The sequence below is a fragment of the Pseudomonas sp. WHRI 8519 genome, assembly GCF_040224055.2.
In the GTDB taxonomy this organism is placed as follows: domain Bacteria; phylum Pseudomonadota; class Gammaproteobacteria; order Pseudomonadales; family Pseudomonadaceae; genus Aquipseudomonas; species Aquipseudomonas putida_X.
The window spans coordinates 547,459-567,883 of the sequence record NZ_CP167996.1 but is presented as its reverse complement, the minus strand read 5'-3'; the positions used below and the strand labels follow the sequence as shown (position 1 = coordinate 567,883).

Genomic DNA, 20,425 nt, shown 5'->3' with positions numbered 1-20,425 from the left:
CCCATTGATCACACTCACGCCAGTGCTCAAGCGGGGCCTGGTGGACCGACCGAGACGACCCTCGAAGTCATATCAATAGAGGCAATTTACAGCGTAAAAACCCGATTACTCCGATCCTGACTTTCGTGCTAGGCTTCCGCGCTCTTGCAGATTCTGGTGCCATTTCCATGTGGGTTCCTCACTACAGCGACCTGGCGCAGCCGGTCTACCTGATGATTGCCGATGCGCTTGAGCAGGACATAGGCAACGGCCGGCTGACGCCGGGCGACCGCCTGCCAACACTCAAGGACCTCGCCGAGGCACTGCACGTGACCCCTGGCACCATTGGCCGAGCCTATGACGAAGCGGCCAAGCGGGGCCTGGTGGTGGGTGAGGTTGGTCGCGGGACTTTCGTCCTGCAGCAACGGCCGGCGCCTGCCCCCACCGCCACCTCGCGGCCCGCACCGTTCAAGCAGGAAAACGGCCAGATCGACCTGTCGATCATCAAGCCCAACGATGCGCACATGGCCGACTGGCTGCGCGGAGCAATCACCGAGCTGGCGGCATCCCCCGACCTGGACCAGGTGCTCGACTACGTTACCGACGGTGGCCATGCAACGCACAAGCAGGCTGGCGCCACATGGATCCAGCGCTGGTTGCCCGAAGCTCGCCCGCAACAGGTGGTGCTGACCTCCGGCGCCCAGCACGGCCTGTTGGTGGCCATCAGCAGCCTGTCAAAAAGCGATGATGTGATCCTGTGCGAGTCGCTTTGCTACCCCGGCATCATTTCCCTGGCCCACAGCATGGGCCGCCGCTTGCGCGGGGTAGCCATGGACGAGCACGGCCTGATTCCCGAGGCTTTGCGGGCTGCCTGCCTGGAGCACCGCCCTTCGCTGCTGGTATGTGTGACCACCCACCAGAACCCTACCAACTCGGTGATGCCGCACGCGCGTCGCGAGGCTATCGCCCAGATTGCCCGCGAATTCGACCTGTTCATCGTGGATGACGATATCTACGGTTTCCTCGAACCGGCACCTGACTACAAACCCTTGGCCGCCTATGCACCTGAGCGCTCGGTGTACCTGACCAGCCTGTCCAAGAGCGTGCTGCCGGCCCTGCGTATCGGCTACCTCTACGCGCCGCCACAAACGCTTTCACGGTTGTCGTCGATGGTGCGCAGCAGCGTCTGGATGCCGTCCCCGCTGATGGCCCAGTTGGCCAGCAACCTGATCAACAGCGGTATGGCTGAACAACTGGTGCGAGTGCAGCAGGAAGAAGCCGCCGCACGCCAGTTGATGGCGCTGGAAATCCTCGGCAGGTACAAGGTGCGCAGCCAGCCGAACAGCTTCCATATCTGGCTGGAGCTGCCTGAGCCATGGACCAGCGATGAGTTCGCCAACCTGGCGCGCAACAATGGGGTAACCGTGGTCAGCGGCAGCCAGTTCCAGCCTGAGCGCAGCCCAGCCAGCAGTGGCGTGCGCATCGCCCTGATGACGCCAAGCCGTGCCGAGTTGAGTTTCGCCTTGACCAAACTCGCAAGCTTACTGGACTCCTCCGAACCGCGGCTTTTCTACTAGAGAAACACCAGGCGCGGTTCAGCGGATCAACCGCCCCAGCCCCTCCAGCAAGCGCTGCAAGGCGCCCTGATTGGCCTGCATCACCGCCCTGCCCGCCTCACCCATGCGCTGGGCCTCCTGCGGCAGCTCGATCAACTGCCGCACGACCACCGCCAACCCTTGGGCATCGTCCACCTGCTGCAGCGCCCCGGCATCGCGCAACATCGCGCTGATTTCGAGGAAGTTGAACACATGCGGCCCCATGATCACTGGCAGCGCCAGCGCTGCCGGCTCCAGTGGGTTGTGGCCGCCAGTGGCGACCAGGCTGCCGCCGACGAAAGCGATGTCGGCCAATGCGTAGAGGAACAGCAGCTCACCCATGGTATCGCCAAGCAACACGCGGGTCTGGGCATCGACCGCAGTCGCGGCAGAACGGCGAACGGTAGCGAACTGCGCGCTGCACAAGGCGTGCACTGCATCGAAACGCTCGGGGTGGCGCGGCACCAGGACCAGCAGCGCGTCGCCATGCACCTGCAGCAACTGTTGATGAGCCTGCAGGATCAGTGCGTCCTCACCCTCATGGGTACTGGCCGCAATCCACACCGGCCGCTCCCCCGCGCCCCACTGCTCACGCAGTGCCCTGGCACGCGGCAAAAGCTGATCATCGACCTTCAGGTCGAACTTGATCGAACCTGTGACCTGCACGCACTCAGGGCGGGCACCCAAGTCGCGAAAGCGTTGCGCCTCGGTTTCGGTCTGCACCGCAATCAGGCTCATCTCGGCGAGCATCGGCCGGGTAAGCCTGGCAAACCGCGCATAGCCACGGGCGGAACGCTCGGACAACCGTGCATTGGCCAACGCGACCGGAATGCCTCGCTTGGCACACTGGTGAATATGGTTGGGCCATAGCTCGGTTTCCATGATGATACCCAGCTGCGGGCGCACATGGTCGAGAAAACGCCCCGCCGCCCACGGCAGGTCATAAGGCAGGTAGCAATGCTGGATGCGTGGCTCATCGGCGAAGAGCGCGCGAATGCGCTCGGAGCCGGTGGGGGTCATGCAGGTGAGGGTGACCGGCAGGTCCGGGTAGGCCTTGAGCAACGCGCGCACCATAGGCGCGGCGGCAATGCTTTCACCGACCGAAACGGCATGAACCCAGATGCCACCCTGGCGCATCGCCGGCAGGTTGCGGGCGAAGCGTTCGCCGATACGCTGGCGGTAGGCCGGAGCCTTGCGTGCACGCAGGTAAAGGCGCAGCGCTACCAGCGGCAGGCCCAGGTGGAACAACAGGGTATAGAGAGTTCTGTTCATGGCGGCGAAGTTTACCCGATCGCGCGCAAGTGCACCGCAAAGCGCTCGGCCAGCCACTGCGCGGCGGGCCCCAGGGGTTCGTCACGGCGCCAGGCCAGTTCGACGACCAAGGCCGGTGGCCGCCATTCGCTGGCGAGCTCGACCATATGCGCCTGGTAGGTCGGGTATTGCACCACATGGCGCGGCAGCCACGCCCAGCCCAGCCCGCGCATCAGCAGCTCGGCCATGGCGTAGAAGCTGTCGGCGCGCCATACCTGCGGGCTGATCGCTTCGCCGCCTGGGTAGCCACTTTGCTGTGGGGTGATCAGCAACTGGCGGTAACGTGCCAACTGCTGGCGTGTCACGCGGCTTTCCCGCGCCAATGGATGGTCCACCGCGCACACCGTGACCATCTCCACGCTGCCCAGTGCACGCCGTTCCAATGAGGCGGGCATGCTTTCATGGTGGAAAAACAAACCCAGGTCTGCACGCCGCTCTACCAGCTTGCGCGCCACATCACCTTGGGCACCGCTGGCCAGTTGAACTTCCAGAAAAGGGTAATGGCTGGCCAGTTCGTCGAGGCTGTCGATCACCGGTTGATACGGCATGGCTTCATCCTGCGCCACCCGCAGCAACGCTTCCTGGCCACGCATCAGGGCCAGCGCGCGGCCATCGAGCCGTTCGCACTGGCGCAGCAGTTCGCGAGCATCCTCCAGCAGCGCAGTGCCGTTTTCGGTCAGCCTGGGCTGGCGGCCGCTGCTGCGCTCGAACAACGTGACGCCCAGGTCCGCTTCGAGCATGGCAATGGCAGTGCTGACGGCGGATTGCACTTTGCCCTGCTCGCGGGCAACGGCAGAGAACGAGCGCAGTTCGACGACACGCGCAAAGGTCCGCAGTTGCTCAAGATTCCACTGCTCGGCCATCAACCTATCTCCTGGGGTGATAGGTAATGACTTTACCGCATCCTGGGACACTCTAGAATGCCGGACCAGAACCGGAGGATCGAACCATGAACGCCTACACCTACCTCGCCATCGCTATCGTTGCCGAAGTCATCGCCACAGCCTCCATGAAGGCTGTGAAAGGCCTGAGCACGCCATTGCCACTGCTGCTGATGGTGGTCGGCTACGCAATCGCCTTCTGGATGCTGACCCTGGTGGTGCGCAGCATTCCGGTAGGCATCGCCTATGCGGTCTGGTCGGGGCTGGGGATCGTGCTGATCAGCGTGGCGGCGCTGGTGATCTATGGCCAGAAACTCGATGTGCCGGCGATGCTGGGGATGGCAATGATCGTCGGCGGCGTGGTGGTGATCCAGTTGTTTTCCAAAACGACGGGGCACTGAACATGCGTCAGCCTGATGCCGATAGTGCACTAACGCCTACCGGCAACAGGCCGAAGCCAGTGAGCAGGGTGGGTTGTTACCTGCTTGCTGAGCCGTCGATGCCCTTTTCATTGACCGAAATATTCAACTGCGAAATATAAAGATCGTTACCCGCGCTTTCGGCCACTGCGTTTTCAATAGCAAGAATTACCCCGTCCTCCTCAACGACAAACTCCCCAACGTGGTCGACAAAATCGGCTGTCAACTGACGTTCGGGCACAACAATCTCCGTCCCGTAACGTACGGACAAACGAGGGGGATTGTTATTACTGCTGTAACTTGCCGTCATCAGGAACTTCACTTTGGTGCCAGGCGCATAACCCGAAATGACTTTATACATGATGATGCCCGGGCGCAGGTCCGCCCCCGAGTTGCTGTTATTGTAGAGTACAAATTTATTGTCATCCTGCGGATGCTTCCGAAAGCTCACGCCCGCGTGCTGATTATAAAGACGCCAGCCATTCAAGCGTTCACGCTCTTTCTGTGCACCCGGCAGAAGCGCGAAATCCGTAAAGTGTACAATTTTGCTCATGGTCATACCCCTTCCGTCGTTGACAGTCTCTTCTGTAGCACCGTGGTGACACCTACAACAGCGACCAGCGTATCGACAGAACAGCCACGTCGAAACTGGCAAAAATAACAGTTGCCCTCTCAAATAAAATCCAACAGGCCGGCAAACTTCAGGCAACCCGAATCAACACTAACGCGCTATTCACGCCTGCATGAAATACGTCCAATACTTTAGGGCGATAGCGACTGCTGCTGGGCTGCACAGGGAATGCGCGTGGCTTGTTGTATAATGCCCAGCTGTCCAACCTCGGAGGTAATCCATGCCATCTGCCATTTCCACTGACGTGCTCATCGTCGGCGCCGGGGTCGCAGGCCTGTGGCTCAACGCCCGCCTGCGCAGCCTGGGCTATTCGACAGTGCTGGTGGAGCGCGCCAGCCTTGGCGGCGAACAGACCATCAAATCCCAGGGCATCATCCATGGTGGCACCAAGTACGCCCTGCACGGTGCGTTGACGGGCGCCTCGGAGGCCATCGCCGACATGCCACGGCGCTGGCGCGAGGCCCTGGCCGGCAGCGGCGAACTGGACTTGAGCCGCACCCGCCTGCTTTCCGATGCCCACTACCTGTGGTCGCCGGGTACCCTGGCCGGCAACCTCACCAGCTTCTTCGCCAGCAAGGCCGTGCGCGGCCGGGTTGACCAGGTCAAGGGCGACCAGTTGCCCCCCGCACTGCAGGACCGCGCCTTCAAAGGCAAGGTGTATCGCCTGGCCGAACTGGTGGTCGACGTTCCCAGCCTGCTGGCCAACCTGGCTGAACTGGCAGGCGACTCCTTGCTCGCCGGTGAGCACATCGAACCCCTGCATGAAGGTGAAACACTGGCCGGCTTGCGCGTGGACGGCCGTGAAATCCGCGCCCAGCGCATCGTGCTCAGCGCTGGTGCAGGCACCGAAGGGCTGCTGCACGCCTTGGGCCTTGAGCAACCGGCCATGCAGACACGGCCGCTGCATATGGTCATGGCCAAAGGCCCCAACCTCAAACCACTGTATGCCCACTGCCTGGGCGGCGGGCCCAAGCCGCGCGTCACCATCACCACCCACCCCGCGGCCGATGGCCAGTGGGTCTGGTACCTCGGCGGCGACCTGGCTGAAGCCGATGGCGTAGCACGCGACACGGCGGCACAGATTGCTGCAGCCCAGAAGGAGGTCAGCCAGCTCTTGCCATGGGTAGATCAAAGCCAGGTGCGCTGGGCCACCCTGCGCGTGGACCGCGCAGAACCTGCGCAATCGGGCCTGGTACGGCCTGACAACGCGTTCCTCGCCGACCAGCAACGGCTGATGGTCGGCTGGCCGACCAAGCTCGCCCTGGCCCCCGACTTCAGTGACCGCGTGCTGGCCAGCCTGCAGCGCGACGGCATCCGCCCCAGCGCCCAGGCCGAGCTCGCCGGGCTGCCACGCCCACCACTGGGCATCCCCGCCTGGGAGCGACTGCTGCCATGACCCTGCCAACCCTGCACGACTTCCACCGGCCGCTGGGCAGCACAGGCTTCAAGGTTTCCCCCCTGGGCCTGGGTACGGTCAAGCTTGGCCGCGACCAAAGCGTGAAGTACCCCACCGGGTTCACGATCCCCGGGGATGACGAAGCGCGCCTGTTGCTGGCCCAGGCCCGCGAGCTGGGTATCAACCTGATCGACACGGCTCCGGCCTATGGCCGCAGCGAAGAGCGCCTGGGGCCGCTGCTGCGCGGCCAGCGCGATGAATGGGTGATCGTCAGCAAGGTGGGCGAAGAGTTCGAAGGCGGCCAATCGCGTTTCGACTTCAGCGCAGCCCACACCCGTATGTCAGTAGAGCGCAGCCTGCGCCGGCTGGAGACCGACCGCATCGAACTGGTACTGGTGCACTCCGATGGCAACGACCTGGAGATTCTCGAGCAGCAAGAGGTCTACCAGACCCTCGCAGCCCTCAAGCAGGAAGGCAAGATCCTCGGCTACGGCCTGTCGGGCAAGACCGTCGCCGGCGGGCTGAAGGCCCTCGAACAAGGCGACTGCGCCATGGTCACCTTCAACCTCAACGAGCAGGCAGAACGACCGGTACTGGACTACGCTGCCGAACACGGCAAAGCCATTCTGGTGAAGAAGGCCTTGGCCAGTGGGCATGTCTGCCTTGCACCCGGTGTCGACCCGGTACACGCCAGCTTCGAACTGTTGTTCGCCCACCCTGGCGTCAGCAGTGCTATCGTCGGCACTATCAACCCGTTGCACCTGGCCCACAACGTGGCCACCGTCGCCCGCATCCTGGGCCAGCATTGAGTTGTCCCCACCCCCGGGCCTGGACACTGACCCGACGCAAGGAGGAGCCTCGTGCCGCGTACGCTGATCCGCAAGAACCCGAGCAACTTCAAAACACTGCCACTGCATGTCGAAGCCACCCCCGAGAGCCTGGTTTACCAGAGCATCGGCATGCCGCTGAACTTCGCCCAGACGCAACAACGGCGTCGGGCCATCGAGCTGCCCGATAACCAGCGCTTCGTCGCAGAGCTTGCCAACCTCGGCGTTTCGGTACGCCTGACCCTGCACTGGCAGCACCGTGACTACTGGGTACTGGTGCGCCAGCGCCGCCAGGACCGGGGTGATGTGGTGCTTAAATTGATTTCAGGGTATGTCCCGGCTCAGGAGCTCAATCTGCCGCTGCACACTGCGGTCCAGGAAGTGGCGGAAGAGTGCCTGCTGGAAACCCCGGAAGGCTGGCTGGGTGGTCGCTTCAACGACACCTGGCTACCTGCACCTTACGCTGCCGCGCTGCACTACCGGGAAGCGCTGCCGTTCGTGCTGACGCCCGAATCAGGTGCCGCCCGGTCGGTGTATTGCGGCAACCTGATGCTGCTGGAGCGCCCTCGGGCGTACGTGCACCTGCCTACGGCATCGCTGCAACTGATCTACGACATGCGCCTGCAAGTGCCCAAGGACGCGAAAAAGCTGAGCCTGTTCCATGTCGATGAACGCTTGGAGGGCGATCAGCTGGTCGCGCGACTCAACCGTAAGCGGCCGGACTTGTACCTGATGCCCGTCCAGGATGGTCAGCCACTGGCCGAGCTGTATACCTTGAAGAACGATGAACTGGTACCGGCCAGTACCCGCGGGCTTTACTTGGCGGAGAGCTTTGCCCGGCAGGACGGGTGGGTGGTCGCGGACGAGCGGATACGCTGGAAGGATTGGGTGAAGCAGCAGGGGCTGGTGGAGCGCAAAGCCGCGAAGGCTTCACACCTGCGCCGCTTTGGCGACAAGGCGCGGGCACTGCTGGAGCGCGCGCGCACCTCGCTGAACAAATGAGCATCCGGGGCCGCCGCGCGGCCCCGGGCACGTCAGTTCTTGCGGATTTTTTCGACGATTGCAGTGGTCGAGCTGTTCTCGACCAACCCCAGCACCTTCACTGTGCCGCCGTAGGCCTTGACGATATCGGCACCCACCACCTGGTCGATACCGTAGTCACCGCCCTTGACCAGCACATCCGGTTTCACCTGGCTCAGCAGATTCTCCGGCGTGCCTTCAGGGAAGCTGATGACCCAGTCCACCGCGCCCAGCCCAGCCAGCACGGCCATACGCCGATCGACACTGTTGATCGGGCGGCCAGGGCCCTTCAGACGGCTTACCGAGGCATCGTCGTTGACCGCGACGATAAGACGATCACCCTGGGCACGCGCCTGCTCAAGGTACGTCACATGCCCTGCATGCAGGATGTCGAAGCAACCATTGGTGAACACGATCTTCTCTTTGTGCGCACGCGCGTCGTCGATGGCCAGCAGCAGTTGCTCCAGGCCCAGCACGCCACGCTCGGAACCTTCCTCGCGCTGGATCGCGCGACGCAGCTCAGGTGCACTGATCGCTGCAGTACCCAGTTTGCCGACCACGATGCCGGCCGCCAGGTTGGCCAGGGCGACCGCGTGGGGCAGGTCCTCACCGGCTGCGATGGCTGCAGCCAGGGTGGAAATCACGGTATCGCCAGCGCCGGTCACATCGAACACTTCGCGGGCACGGGCCGGCAGGTGCAGCGCCGGGTGGCCGGTGCGCAGCAGGGTCATGCCGTGCTCGCCACGGGTAACCAGCAACGCCCCCAGGTCGAGGTCCAGCAGCAGCTGCAGGCCTTTGGCGACCAGCTCGGCCTCATCGGCGCAGCGGCCCACGATGGTCTCGAACTCGCTGAGGTTCGGCGTGATCAGACTGGCACCGCGGTAGATCGAGAAGTCCTTGCCCTTGGGGTCGGCCAGTACCGGTATACCCTTGGCACGGGCGGCCTCGATCAGGCTCTGATGATTTTTCAGCGCGCCTTTGCCGTAGTCGGACAACACCAGCACTTTGACACCGTCGAGCAGGCTTTCGACTTCGGCGCCCAGCGACAGCGGGTCAGTGGCGAACGGCTCTTCGAAATCGATGCGCAGCAACTGCTGGTGCCGGCTCATGACCCGCAGCTTGACGATGGTCGGCTGGTGCGCAATGCGCTGGAAAACCGAACGCACACCCGCCGCCTGCAGGCTGTTGGCCAGGCTGTCGGCGGCCTCATCCTGGCCGGTAACGCCGATCAGTGCCGCCGGAGCGCCGAGGGCGGCAATGTTCAAGGCAACGTTGGCCGCGCCGCCGGGTCGATCCTCGATCTGATCGACCTTCACCACCGGCACTGGCGCTTCTGGCGAGATACGTGAAGTACCGCCATGCCAGTAGCGGTCCAGCATGACATCGCCGACCACCAATACCGGGGCTTGATCGAAACGCGGCAGGGACAACTTCATGGGCAACCCATATGGAAATAATGAACAGGGGCAGGATATTAGCACAGGGTAAGCGACGGCTTTATGGCCAGATCGGGCCCTGGAAAATTCCGGTGACAATCGGGGCCATACGGCCCCGATCAACGACAACTCAGGTGATATCGGCCTTCGCCGGCTCGTCCAAGCCCATGGCATGCAAGCGGGCATAATAGCCATTGGCTGCCAGCAGCTCGGCATGGGTGCCGCGCTCCACCAGACGGCCCTGGTCCATGACCAGAATCTGGTCGGCCTTCTCGATGGTCGACAGGCGGTGCGCGATCACCAGCGTGGTGCGCCCCTGCATGACATGGTCCAGCGCAGCCTGGATATGCCGCTCGGACTCGGTGTCCAGTGCCGAAGTCGCTTCGTCGAGGATCAGCAGCGGTGCGTTCTTCAACAGGGCCCGGGCAATCGCCAGGCGCTGGCGCTGGCCACCGGACAGCAGCACGCCGTTTTCACCCACGTCGGTGTCGAAGCCCTTGGGCAGCTTGTCGACGAACTCCTTGGCATAGGCATCGGCAGCCGCCGCTTCGATGTCCGCACGCGGCGCGCCGGCCAGGTCGCCGTAGGCGATGTTGTTGGCCACGGTGTCGTTGAACAGGGTCACATGTTGGGTCACCTGCGACACGTGCCGGCGCAGGTTGCGCAGGCGGTAGTCTTCGATCTCTACGCCATCGAGCAGGATCTGCCCTTGGTCATGGTGATAGAAGCGCGGAATCAGCGCCGCCAGCGTCGACTTGCCGCTACCAGAGCGCCCGACCAACGCGATCATCTGCCCAGGCTCGGCGGTGAAGTTGATGTCGCTCAGCACTTCGCGATCGGTGCCCGGATAGGTGAAGCTCAGGTTGCGTACTTCGAGGCGACCTGCCACGCGCTCCTTCTCGATCGTACCGCGGTCGATCTCGGGCTGCTCGTCCAGTTGCTCGAAGATGCTTTCAGCACCGGCCAGGCCTTTCTGGATGGTCGAGCTGACTTCTGAAAGCTGGCGGATCGGCTTTGGCAGCAGGCCCGCGGCGGTGATGTAGGCCACCAGATCGCCCGCGGTCGAGTCGCCCCGCAGGAACAGCACCAGGAACATCAACGCGGCCATGGCGCTGTAGATCACCAGCTGCAACATGGGCGTGTACAGGGCGCCAGTCTTGGTCATGCGCAACTGTTTGTCGGTGTTGCTCTGGCTGGCACGGCTGAAGCGCTGCTGCTCGTAAGCCTCGCCGCCGAAGCTGCGCACCACACGGTAGCCCTGGATGGTTTCGGAAGCGACGTGGGTCACATCGCCCATGGCCACCTGGATCTTCTTGCTCTGTTTACGGAATTTCTTGCTGGCGACGCTGACCATCACCGCGATCACCGGCAGGATGGCGACCATCACCAGGGTCAAGTGCCAGTTCATCCAAAGCAGGTAGGCAAACAGGAAGACCACCGTCAGGCCTTCACGGATCACGACCTTGATTGCATCGGTGGCGGCCCCCGTCACCATGGTCACGTTGAAGGTGATGCGTGAGATCAGGTGCCCGGAGTTGTGGTTGTCGAAATAGCGGTTGGGCAGTACCAGCAGCTTGTTGAACAACTCCACGCGCAGGTCATGCACCAGGGAGAGGGAAACCTTGGCCAGGAAATAGTTGCCGAGGAACGAACCCAGGCCCTGCCATGCCGCGATCAGGATGATCAGCAGCGGTACCGCCTGCAGCAATTGCAGGTCGCGCAAGTAGGGGACGTTGGGGAACAACACCGCTTCGGGGTTGCTCAGGCCATCGACAAAGTACTTGAGGATCCCGGCCAGCATTGGCTGGGTAGAGGCAAAGATCACGAAACCGATGATACTCAGCAGGAAAATGCCGATATAGGGTTTCACGTAGCTCAGCAACCGGAAGTAGATCTTCAGGCTGGAGGTGTGCTCCGCCGGTAGCGGTGTTTCGGCCATCATCGAGCTCGCTGTTCAGGTTGAACCGGAAATTTTACCACAGGCGTCATTTTCGGCACGCCTGCGGAGCAACAACATGCCGGGCCGACGGCCCACACGACCTGCGCCCGGTTTTTTTCATACGGCTTAAGCCCCCTGGTCGGTCGAAAAAGACCAACATGGTGCTGGAGGATTATTTTCGGCATTATTGCCGGTCATTTTGCTCGCCAGACGACAAGGCTCAACTCATGCAATGCTCTCGGCTCACCCAGGTCGACTTCGATCAGCTGACACTTGGCGCCCAGATACTGGAGGCAGACAGCCATGGCGCCAAAGTCTACCTGCTTGAGGATGGTAACTTCCTCAAGGTTTTTCGGCGCAAGCGTCTGATTTCATCTGCGCTGCTGCGCCCCTACTCCCAGCGCTTTGTGGACAACGCTGCGCGCCTTGCACAGCTGGGCATCCCTACGCTCGAGGTCATCAGCCAGCACAAGCTGGACCTGCCGGGCAGAACCGCAGTGCTGTACAGGCCGTTGCCGGGGCGCACGCTGCTGCAGATGTCGCGGGACGAAGGCTTCAGCTGGGACATCTACCTGCCCCGCCTGATCACCCTGATCCGCCAGTTGCACCGTAACGGCGTGTACTTCCGCTCCCTGCACCTGGGCAATGTGGTGGTCACGCCTGACCAGCACCTGGGCCTGATCGACGTTGCCGACATGCGCTTTTTGCGCCCACCACTGTCTGCCCGTATGGTTCGACGCAACGTGCAACACATGGTGAGTTACATCGCACGCGAGAAACTGGGCGACCGCTTCCCCCTCGCCGATTTCCAAGCGGCCCTGCTGGCACGCTGAACCTCAGCCCCAGCGCCTGGCAGGGCGTTACACACCCCGGCCAGGCGCTGCGCCGAGCGCGGTATCAGTGCACGAAGATGGATATACCCATGCCTGCCAAGGCACCGATCACCAGCGTCAGTGCCAGCTTGATCCGGTCGCGATTACGCCGTTTGGCCTTGCGGTGAACTTCTTCAGGCACGGTGACGTGGCTGCCAAAGCCCGTGTGCAGGACGGCGTCTCCCTCCAGGGTGACCGCTGTCAGGTTCAATTGCGCGTAACGCCGCGACAGCGCCTTCTCGCCCGCATAGCCGGCAAATGGCGCACAGCGCTGATAATCGCTCAGCCGACGCAACCCCGGATTCAGGGAAAAGGCCTGCCACTCGGCTTTCTCGGAGTGCAGTGGATAGCAGGGCACCCCGGCGATGACCTGCCGATCCCCCAGATGGATATAGGGGCTGTGGATCGACAGGTCATGGGCATGGCTGCGCAACCAGACCTGCAGCACCTGGGGGCTGGCCTCAAGGATCGCCCTGGAGTCTTCCACGAAGGCCTGGCGGTAGAAGCGCCAGTCGTCCTCGCAATGAAAGATGTAAGGCGTCTTGACATGGCTGTACGCCAGGTCGATCGAGGCCAACTGCCCAAGCTTGGGGCGGTTGACGAATACCGTGCAGTGGGGCTTCCAGTGCTCGGGTACGGCACCGTGAACAGCGTCGTCACCGGAGTCCTCGGTAATGAAGACCTCGCGAATGGGCGCTGTGTTGTAGCGATCGAAGCTCTCAAGGGTTTCCTTGAGCAGATCGAACCGACCGCAGCTGGTCACGACAAGCGTGACATCACTATCATTTGAAAAGCGCACCGGACTCCCTCCGCGTTGCGACAACAGACTTTACGCAGCCACTCCCTGGTCACGAAAGCTCTTTTAGTTAAATGCCCAGCGTCAACCGCAGCCTCTGCCAGACGGACAAGGGCGGGTGCGGCCTGAGTGCCGGGCGCATATGGTCGACGATGCTACGGCCAACTTCAGCGAAACTGAAGCGGGAAACCGCCAGATGCCGACCATTTTCTGCAATTTGCTGGGCCAGGCCCGGATCGGCGCGCAGGGTACGCAGCTTCGCCTGGAGCGTCGGGATGCTGTCGTACAACACCACGTTGTGCATATCCTGCAGGCCCAAGGCGCTATTTTCTTCAGCCCCCTGGTCGAACGCCAGCAACACGCAGCCGCAGGCCATGGCCTCGAAGTTCTTGATCATGTACTCGCCCATGCCCACATCGGCACTGACAAAGAAGCGGATCCGGTTGAGCGTGTTGCAATAGTCTTCGCCAGATTTGGTGCGGGTCACCACCAGGTTTTCCACCCGCCCCAATTCATCCAGCAACGCCTTGCGCCCGCTGTAGGCAACACTGTTGGTACTGCCGACGAACGCCAGTTCGATATCGCGCTCAAGCCCTTGGTCCGTGAGCAGGCGCTCGTCATAACCCTTGGGCACGAACACCGCATCGAACCCTTCCTGACGCAAGCGCTCGCTGACCATGTAGCCGGAACTGATCACCCGTGCCCACGGCAGCTTGCGGTAATGCGCGCTGAACTTGCCGGTGTACTTGCAGGGGATGTAGTTCTGGTAGGCATCATGCTCGAGGATCACCAGGTTCGGCACGGTACGGATGAACGCGGCCTGACGTATTTCCTGCTTGAAGCGCAGGAAGAACACGATGCGGTCGTAGCGCTCGACCTGCACTTCGCGCTTGAAATAACGGCGCAGGTTGCGCTGGTCATCGCTGGTCAACCAGCGCAGGTCGCACTCACAGTTGGCCGCGACGCCGTCGTACAGGCGATCGAGGATGGCCCGCTGTTCTTTCTGCACCAGAAATAAGACTTTCATTGCTTTCCTTGGGCGCTCTGCGCCTTCGCGGTCAACCATGGGCATTGTCTACAGCTCACGGCGCCAGAACAGTTCATGCCGGCGCACGGCCTTGCGGAAGAACTCATTCTCACCGTAAGGCGATGGCCGGCGCCCGGCCAGCCAGCGCTGCAACAGCCGACGCAAGCGGCGCTTGAACGGCGCGGCAGGCTGCAGGTCATGCATCATGCCCAGGGCCATCGCCTTGTCGCGCTGCGTTGGCAGGTCCAGCACCAGGCTGCACGGTGCCCACGGCTGGCCGGCACTCAGTTGCGGTGGCAAGGCCACGCCATCGCCGCTATCGCCCATGGGCCAGCGGTCGTTGTCGTGCAGATGGTTGGCATAGCACAGCAGCGTCTGCGGCTGCCACGCCAAGCCCTCAAGCGCCTGCATGACGGCCACATGGGCGCAGATGTGATCAGGGTGCGGGTCCAGTTGCGGGTGCGGCAGGACCAGCACTTCAGGCCGGGCCATCTCCAGCAGCGCACGCACGTCAGCCAGCAGGTTGTGCCAGGTGGGCGCGCCATCGCTGTCAGCCGGCAACGACAACGGGTTGAAGCGACGGAACGGGCGGATATCGGCCATCTCGGCTTCACGGGAAACAGCCGGCACATCGGGCGCTGCCTGCATGGCCGGCAGTTGCAGGCAGAAGTAGCCTAATTGCACGCAACGCGCCTCTGGCACCCCGGCCCAGCGCGGCACGGCAATACTGTCCCAGGCGCGCAGGCGGCCCTTGAGCCGTGCTGCCTCGGCCTTGCCCATGCCCATCTGCTGGTAGTGTTCTGCTTCGATTTCGCCAGCGGTCAAGGTCACCACCCAGGCTTCGTCGGCCTGGCTGTAAAGGCCATAGGCCGCCAGCTCGGCATCATCGGCATGGGGTGCGATCACCATCAGGCGACGGCGCTGCATGTCGACGCCGGGGGTTATCCACAGGCGCGGCTGGCCCTGCAGGCGACAGTGACGGCCGCGCACGCGCAGCGTACCCGCCTGCAGCGGTGCAGCCAGCCCGGTCAGGTTCAGGAAGCGAACGCCGTCGACACCACGCTCGAACGTCTGGCGGTCAGCGCGCTCATCGCCCAGCAGCTCGACACAGGGGTCGAGAAAACGCCCCAGCCAGCTGCTTTTGACCCGAACTTCGACGATCAGCGTTTCATTACCCTGCAGCGCCGTATCGACCTGGAGCACGCCGTCACGCAAGGTGACAGGCGCTTCGCGGGTCTGCTCGCCGAAGTCGTAGGCGTAGTCTTCGTTCGGGGCATAGAAAAGATGATCGGCGAACCAGGCTTCGTGGCCCGCCCAGAGCAGTGGCAGCAGCAACACCGGCAGCCACCACCAGGTGAATATGCCCAGGGCAACCAGCACCGCCAGGCCAGCCAGCAGCCCCAGGCGCTTGTTGCGCCGGTGGCGCTTGAGCAACTGCTGTTTGCGGCTCACGCCTGGAACACCGGCACAGGGTTGCACCAACGGTCTTTGTACTCGCGGTCGGCACGGCCGAACGAGAAGCGCAGAGGCTTGTTGCGTGCGCGAGCCTCTTCCCAGGCAGCCTGGGTGTTGAGGAAGCTCAGTACGCTGCCAGGGCTGAAGGCCTTGGTCTCAGGGTCGACGCCGCCATTGACGTACTCGACACTGATCCACTGCGGCGCTTCCACCCGGTAGACCAGCTGGATGGCGATAGGCTTGTCGTCGAGCAACAGCACCGAGCCGATCAGCAGCTCACGCAGGCGCTCGAGCACATCGGCCATACGCTCGGCACCGGTGGCCGGGAACCCCCAGCGGCGCTGGAACAGGTCGCAGTACATGGCGGCGATCTGCTGGGCACTGAAATCGGCAATCGGGCGCACCACACCACCCGCCTCTTCCAGCAGGCGCAACTCGCGGCGCTGGTTGTAGCGGAATTTCTTCGACAGGTCTTCATGGGCGCGGGCCATCGCCAGCTGCTCTTTCTGAGCCTTCAGGCCGCTGAAGCGCCCCTGGTTCAGCTCGGACAGGTAGCGCGCGGTATGGCGCAAGGGTGCGGCGGCGTCGCCTGCGGCTGGCAGAATGATCTCGGCATTGCCCAGGTCGAACAGGCCTTTCTTGCCGGCACGCTTGAGCACGTCCTTGGACAGCGCCAAATGACGCCCCCAAGTGGCAATGCCAGCCTTCAGCTCGCCTGCCTGATGCCAACCCAGGTAACGCACGGGGATCTGCGCCAGGTCCGCCAATCGTTCGATCACCAGCGGGTGCGTGGCAACGCTACCACCGAACCGCTCCCACGCCTCGGCGTAGGCGGCGGCGTCGATGACCTGCCAACCACGCTCACGCACAGCCTGAATATGATTGAGCATCACTTGCGCACCGCCAGCGCACTGACTTGCGGCAGCTGCCAGAAGGTTTCACGCACGGCCTGATCGGAGAAACGCTCGTGCAGGCGCTGCAGCATGTGCGAGGCGCATGTTTCGCGCTGCTGCTCATCCAGCAACGCCATGTGCTTCAAGCCCTGGGCCAGCTGCGAGGCATCGCCGAGGGGGAACAACACACCCACGCCTTCGACCACTTCACGAGCCCCACCGCAGGCCGTTGCCAGCACCGGTACGCCGGCCACCATGGCTTCGAGCAGGACCATCCCGAACGGCTCATGATCGGAGCTCAGCGCGAACACGTCGAACGCCTGGAAGTAGCGGCGCGCATCCGCGACCTGGCCGAGGAAGTCGACCTGCCCGGCAATGCCCAGCTCGCCAGCCAACGCCTTGAGCTTGCCTTCCAGCCGCCCCGTGCCGAGGATCGCCAGACGAGCGCCGGCCGGCAGCCCTGGCAGGGCTTGGGCAAAACCGCGCAGCAAGGTCGCCTGGTCCTTGTCCGGGTGCAGGCGCCCGACATTGCCGACGACCCACGCCTGGGCATCCAGGCCAAGGGCCTGACGCGCTTGCGCGCGCGGCACCAGCGAGGCCTGCAGGGCCTCGATGTCGATACGGTTGTACAGCGTCTGGATCCGCTCGGCCGGCCACCCAGGCAGGCAGCGGCGCATGTCGTCGCGCACCGCGTCCGACACGCCAAGCAGGCTCAGCCGCTTGCTGAACAGGTTGGCGAACAGGCGCCGCCCCTTGCGTTCATAGTCGCCGAACGCATGGTGCACCCCGATCACCGGCAGGCCGGTCGCCAACAAAGCCACGTAGATCGGCTTGAAGCGGTGGGCGATGCAGAAGCTGAAATTGCGCTCGGCCGCGATACGGCGCAGGGCGCGTATGGCGCCGAGCTTCAGGCCGCGAACGGCCTTGGAGCTGAATTGCAGGAACAGCACTTCGTCCGACGCGCAGCCAGCCGCAACCTGCGGGTCGGCGGCGCCGGTGAGAAAGACCGTGGTGACCTTGTAGCCACTGCCTTGGAACAGGCTGGCGTACTGACGGGCACAGTCCAGGAACGGCCCGTCATAACCATGGCAGAACTGCAGGATGCGCGGCTCAGAGCGGCTGGTCATACGCGGCGGCGCCGTCCTTCACAACGAGGATGTCTTCCATGATCAGGTACTGCAGGTCCGAGCCGAAGAACATGTTCAGCGCATCGGTCGGCGAGCAGATCATCGGCTCGCCGCGGCGGTTGAGCGACGTGTTCAGCGACACGCCATTGCCGGTCAGGTCTTCCAGCGCCTTCATCATGTCGTAGTAACGCGGGTTGTACTCACGCTTGAGCACCTGGGCGCGCGAAGTGCCGTCCTCGTGCACCACTTCCGGCACGCGAGTCTTCCACTCTTCAGCCACTTCGAAGGTGAAGGTCATGAACGGCGCCGGGTGATCGATCTTGATCATTTGCGGGGCGACGGTGTCGAGCATCGACGGGCAGAAAGGCCTCCACCGCTCGCGGAACTTGATCTGGTGGTTGATACGGTCAGCCACCCCTTCGACGCTCGGGCAGCCGATGATCGAACGGCCACCCAACGCGCGCGGGCCGAATTCCATGCGGCCCTGGAACCAGGCCACCGGGTTGCCGTCGACCATGATCCTGGCGATCTGCTGAGGCATGTCGTCGAGCTTGCGCCATTTCGGCTGGTTCGGGTGACGGGCACAGGCGGCGATCACGTCTTCGTTGGAGTACGAAGGGCCGAGGTAGACGTGCTCCATCTTCTCGACCGGTACGCCACGGGCGTGGGACACATAGGCGGCAGCACCGACCGCAGTACCGGCGTCACCGGAAGCCGGCTGGACGAACAGCTCTTTGACGTCCGGGCGGGCGATGATCTTCTGGTTGAGCTTGACGTTCAGCGCGCAGCCGCCGGCAAAGGCCAGCTTGCCGGTTTCACGCAGGGTGTCGCCCAGGTAATGGTCGATCATCTGCAGGGCCAGCTTCTCGAACAACGCCTGCATGCTCGCTGCGTAATGGATATAGGGCTCGTCGGCAATGTCGCCTTCGCGCTTGGGGCCCAGCCATTCGATCAGTTTCGGCGAGAAGTAGAAGCCCTTGCCCTTCTCTTTATAACGGCGCAGGCCGATGACGTTGGCGTACTCGGTGTTGATCACCAGTTCGCCATTCTCGAAGCTGGCCAGGCGGGAGAAGTCGTATTTGCTCGCATCGCCATAGGGCGCCATGCCCATGACCTTGAACTCGCCATCGAGCATTTCGAAGCCGAGGAACTCGGTGATCGCACCGTAGAGGCCGCCCAGCGAATCCGGGTCGAAGAACTCTTTGATCTTGTGGATCTTGCCGTTTTCGCCATAGCCGAAGAACGTGGTGGCGTACTCACCCTTGCCGTCGATACCGAGGATCGCTGTCTTTTCCTTGAAGCCCGAGCAGTGATAGGCACTGGAGGCATGCGCCAGGTGGTGCTCGACCGGCTCGATCTTGACTTTTTTCGGGTCGAAGCCCAGTTGCTCCAGGCACCAGACGATCTTCTTGCGGTAGCGCTTGTAGCGACGGTTGCCCATCAGAATCGCGTCCAGGGCCCGGTCCGGTGCGTACCAGTAGCGCTTGGCATAGTGCCAGCGAGCCTTGCCGAACAGGCTGATCGGGGCGAACGGGATAGCGACCACGTCGACATCGGACGGCTTGATGCCAGCCTGTTCCAGACAGAACTTCGCCGACTCGTAAGGCATGCGGTTCTTCGCATGCTTGTCACGCACGAAGCGCTCTTCTTCGGCGGCGGCAATCAGTTTGCCGTCGATGTACAGGGCCGCGGAAGGGTCATGGCTAAGGGCGCCGGACAGGCCAAGAATCGTCAATGCCAAGGGATCAGCCTCTTCATTCGGTAGAGATGCGCCAGCGGCCTCAGGGGCGGGTGACGGCTAAAAGGCGGGATTATAACGCAAACACTTGCAACTGGCCCTATCGCCGGCAAGGCGGCTCCGACAGGCGCGGCGCGGCATAACGCGCGTGCCGCGCCGGCGACAGGGGCAGACTCGGCAACCGCTCTATTCAGCGATCAACCAGTCCATGCGGTAGCTGCCGGCAGTCTGCGCCAGCTCTCTGGCCAGCCAGGGCAGCAGCGCCTTGAGTTCGTCTTCCAGCCCCCATGGCGGGTTGGCAATGGCCAGGCCCGAACCATTGAGGCCCTGTGGGCTGTCCTGGTGGTGAACATACAGCTCGACCCGCAGCAGCTTGGGCGCGCCAGTGCTGGTCAGGTCCTGATAGAACCGTGTGAGCGAGCGCTGGTCCTTGATCGGGTACCAGATGGCCGCGACGGTCTGGCGCATGCGGCCGATCGCTTCTTTCAGCGACGTGGTGCAGCGCTTGAGCTCATCGGCTTGCTCGAACGGCGGATCGATCAGCATGATCGCGCGTTTTTCCGCCACTGGCAGCAATGCACGCGGCACGTGCCAGCCCTCGCCCAGGTGCACCACCACGCGCGGGTCTTTCTTCATGTTCTCTTTGAGCAGCGGCCCGTCTTCAGGGTGCTTTTCGTTGAGCAGGGCGCGGTCCTGCTGGCGCATCAGCCGGCGGGCAAGCTCCGGCGAACCGGGGTAGTAGCGCAGCTCGCCATCGCTGTTCAGGCGCTTGATGACGCGAAGGTAATCGGCGGTCATGGCCGGCAGATCATCGCGATTCCACAAGCGCGCGACCCCTTCCAGGTACTCCCCGGTACGGGTGGCCTGGTCGCCTTGCAGGTCATAAAGACCCAGGCCGGCGTGGGTATCGATATAGGCGAACGGCTGTTCTTTGCGCGACATCAGGGCGATGAGGCGGGTCAGCACGATGTGCTTGAGGACGTCGGCATGGTTGCCGGCGTGGAAGGCGTGACGATAGTTCATGGCAACTCCTGCGCGGGCAGCAAGTTTACCTTGCCTTGCCGGCGGAGTCAGGCCTGGCTG

General features: G+C 63.1%; 18 protein-coding genes. 6 read left to right on the top strand and 12 right to left on the bottom strand.

The window, feature by feature from the left end:
• Window positions 1-167 precede the first annotated feature (167 nt).
• Window positions 168-1,556 (top strand): PLP-dependent aminotransferase family protein, encoded by a 1,389-nt coding sequence (locus ABRP30_RS02585; protein ID WP_349975211.1) that lies wholly within the window; start codon window positions 168-170, stop codon window positions 1,554-1,556.
• Between the two features lie 18 nt (window positions 1,557-1,574).
• Here ABRP30_RS02585 and waaA read toward each other — a convergent pair whose 3' ends face one another.
• Together waaA and ABRP30_RS02575 are read right to left on the bottom strand one after the other, a co-directional pair.
• On the bottom strand, window positions 1,575-2,846 hold the full coding sequence (waaA, locus tag ABRP30_RS02580) for a lipid IV(A) 3-deoxy-D-manno-octulosonic acid transferase (protein ID WP_349975210.1): 1,272 nt from the start codon (window positions 2,844-2,846) through the stop codon (window positions 1,575-1,577).
• Between the two features lie 11 nt (window positions 2,847-2,857).
• Window positions 2,858-3,748 carry a LysR family transcriptional regulator gene (locus tag ABRP30_RS02575; protein WP_349975209.1) on the bottom strand — a complete coding sequence of 297 codons (891 nt, stop codon included), beginning with the start codon at window positions 3,746-3,748 and terminating at the stop codon, window positions 2,858-2,860.
• Window positions 3,749-3,834: 86 nt separating this feature from the next.
• Here ABRP30_RS02575 and ABRP30_RS02570 point away from each other — a divergent pair, with 86 nt between their 5' ends.
• On the top strand, window positions 3,835-4,167 hold the full coding sequence (locus ABRP30_RS02570; RefSeq protein ID WP_267820596.1) for a multidrug efflux SMR transporter: 333 nt from the start codon (window positions 3,835-3,837) through the stop codon (window positions 4,165-4,167).
• Between the two features lie 76 nt (window positions 4,168-4,243).
• On the opposite strand, the gene ABRP30_RS02565 is transcribed toward ABRP30_RS02570, so the two are convergent.
• Window positions 4,244-4,738 (bottom strand): hypothetical protein, encoded by a 495-nt coding sequence (locus ABRP30_RS02565; RefSeq protein WP_349975208.1) that lies wholly within the window; start codon window positions 4,736-4,738, stop codon window positions 4,244-4,246.
• 298 nt (window positions 4,739-5,036) lie between these two features.
• On the opposite strand from ABRP30_RS02565, the gene ABRP30_RS02560 reads away from it, so the two are divergent.
• Genes ABRP30_RS02560 through ABRP30_RS02550 form a run of 3 tightly spaced genes read left to right on the top strand, consistent with a single transcriptional unit; the run spans window position 5,037 to window position 8,041 of the window.
• The gene (locus ABRP30_RS02560) at window positions 5,037-6,212 is read left to right on the top strand and encodes an FAD-binding oxidoreductase (RefSeq protein WP_267820592.1); all 1,176 of its coding nucleotides are present in this window, start codon (window positions 5,037-5,039) and stop codon (window positions 6,210-6,212) included.
• A complete protein-coding gene (locus ABRP30_RS02555; protein ID WP_349975207.1) occupies window positions 6,209-7,021 on the top strand; it encodes an aldo/keto reductase in 813 nt (270 codons plus the stop codon). The genes ABRP30_RS02560 and ABRP30_RS02555 overlap by 4 nt, the downstream gene beginning before the upstream one ends.
• A 51-nt stretch (window positions 7,022-7,072) precedes the next feature.
• The gene (locus ABRP30_RS02550; protein ID WP_267820588.1) at window positions 7,073-8,041 is read left to right on the top strand and encodes a metal ABC transporter ATPase; all 969 of its coding nucleotides are present in this window, start codon (window positions 7,073-7,075) and stop codon (window positions 8,039-8,041) included.
• Window positions 8,042-8,073: 32 nt separating this feature from the next.
• Here the strand turns inward: ABRP30_RS02550 and hldE are convergent, their stop codons facing one another.
• Entirely contained in the window at window positions 8,074-9,495 is a 1,422-nt protein-coding gene (hldE, locus tag ABRP30_RS02545; RefSeq protein ID WP_241804017.1) for a bifunctional D-glycero-beta-D-manno-heptose-7-phosphate kinase/D-glycero-beta-D-manno-heptose 1-phosphate adenylyltransferase HldE, read from the bottom strand.
• A gap of 130 nt (window positions 9,496-9,625) precedes the next feature.
• Complete coding sequence (gene msbA, locus ABRP30_RS02540; protein WP_267820586.1) at window positions 9,626-11,434, bottom strand: lipid A export permease/ATP-binding protein MsbA; 1,809 nt, start codon at window positions 11,432-11,434, stop codon at window positions 9,626-9,628.
• Between the two features lie 227 nt (window positions 11,435-11,661).
• Between msbA and ABRP30_RS02535 the strand changes: the two genes are divergently transcribed.
• A complete protein-coding gene (locus ABRP30_RS02535; RefSeq protein WP_241804019.1) occupies window positions 11,662-12,267 on the top strand; it encodes a toluene tolerance protein in 606 nt (201 codons plus the stop codon).
• A 64-nt stretch (window positions 12,268-12,331) separates the two neighbouring features.
• Here the strand turns inward: ABRP30_RS02535 and ABRP30_RS02530 are convergent, their stop codons facing one another.
• From ABRP30_RS02530 to ABRP30_RS02500, 7 genes are all read right to left on the bottom strand, one after another.
• Window positions 12,332-13,105, bottom strand: coding sequence for a glycosyltransferase family 2 protein (locus ABRP30_RS02530; RefSeq protein ID WP_241804020.1), 774 nt, complete (start codon window positions 13,103-13,105; stop codon window positions 12,332-12,334).
• Window positions 13,106-13,172: 67 nt separating this feature from the next.
• A complete protein-coding gene (locus ABRP30_RS02525; RefSeq protein ID WP_267820582.1) occupies window positions 13,173-14,129 on the bottom strand; it encodes a glycosyltransferase in 957 nt (318 codons plus the stop codon).
• Between the two features lie 48 nt (window positions 14,130-14,177).
• A complete protein-coding gene (locus ABRP30_RS02520; protein ID WP_349975206.1) occupies window positions 14,178-15,581 on the bottom strand; it encodes a PIG-L family deacetylase in 1,404 nt (467 codons plus the stop codon).
• Complete coding sequence (locus ABRP30_RS02515) at window positions 15,578-16,474, bottom strand: antimicrobial resistance protein Mig-14 (protein WP_241804023.1); 897 nt, start codon at window positions 16,472-16,474, stop codon at window positions 15,578-15,580. The genes ABRP30_RS02520 and ABRP30_RS02515 overlap by 4 nt, the downstream gene beginning before the upstream one ends.
• The gene (locus ABRP30_RS02510; RefSeq protein WP_267820578.1) at window positions 16,474-17,604 is read right to left on the bottom strand and encodes a glycosyltransferase; all 1,131 of its coding nucleotides are present in this window, start codon (window positions 17,602-17,604) and stop codon (window positions 16,474-16,476) included. The genes ABRP30_RS02515 and ABRP30_RS02510 overlap by 1 nt, the downstream gene beginning before the upstream one ends.
• A complete protein-coding gene (locus ABRP30_RS02505; RefSeq protein ID WP_115273446.1) occupies window positions 17,588-19,345 on the bottom strand; it encodes a carbamoyltransferase in 1,758 nt (585 codons plus the stop codon). The genes ABRP30_RS02510 and ABRP30_RS02505 overlap by 17 nt, the downstream gene beginning before the upstream one ends.
• A gap of 183 nt (window positions 19,346-19,528) precedes the next feature.
• Window positions 19,529-20,365 (bottom strand): 23S rRNA (adenine(2030)-N(6))-methyltransferase RlmJ, encoded by an 837-nt coding sequence (locus ABRP30_RS02500; protein WP_349975205.1) that lies wholly within the window; start codon window positions 20,363-20,365, stop codon window positions 19,529-19,531.
• Between the last annotated feature and the right edge of the window lie 60 nt (window positions 20,366-20,425).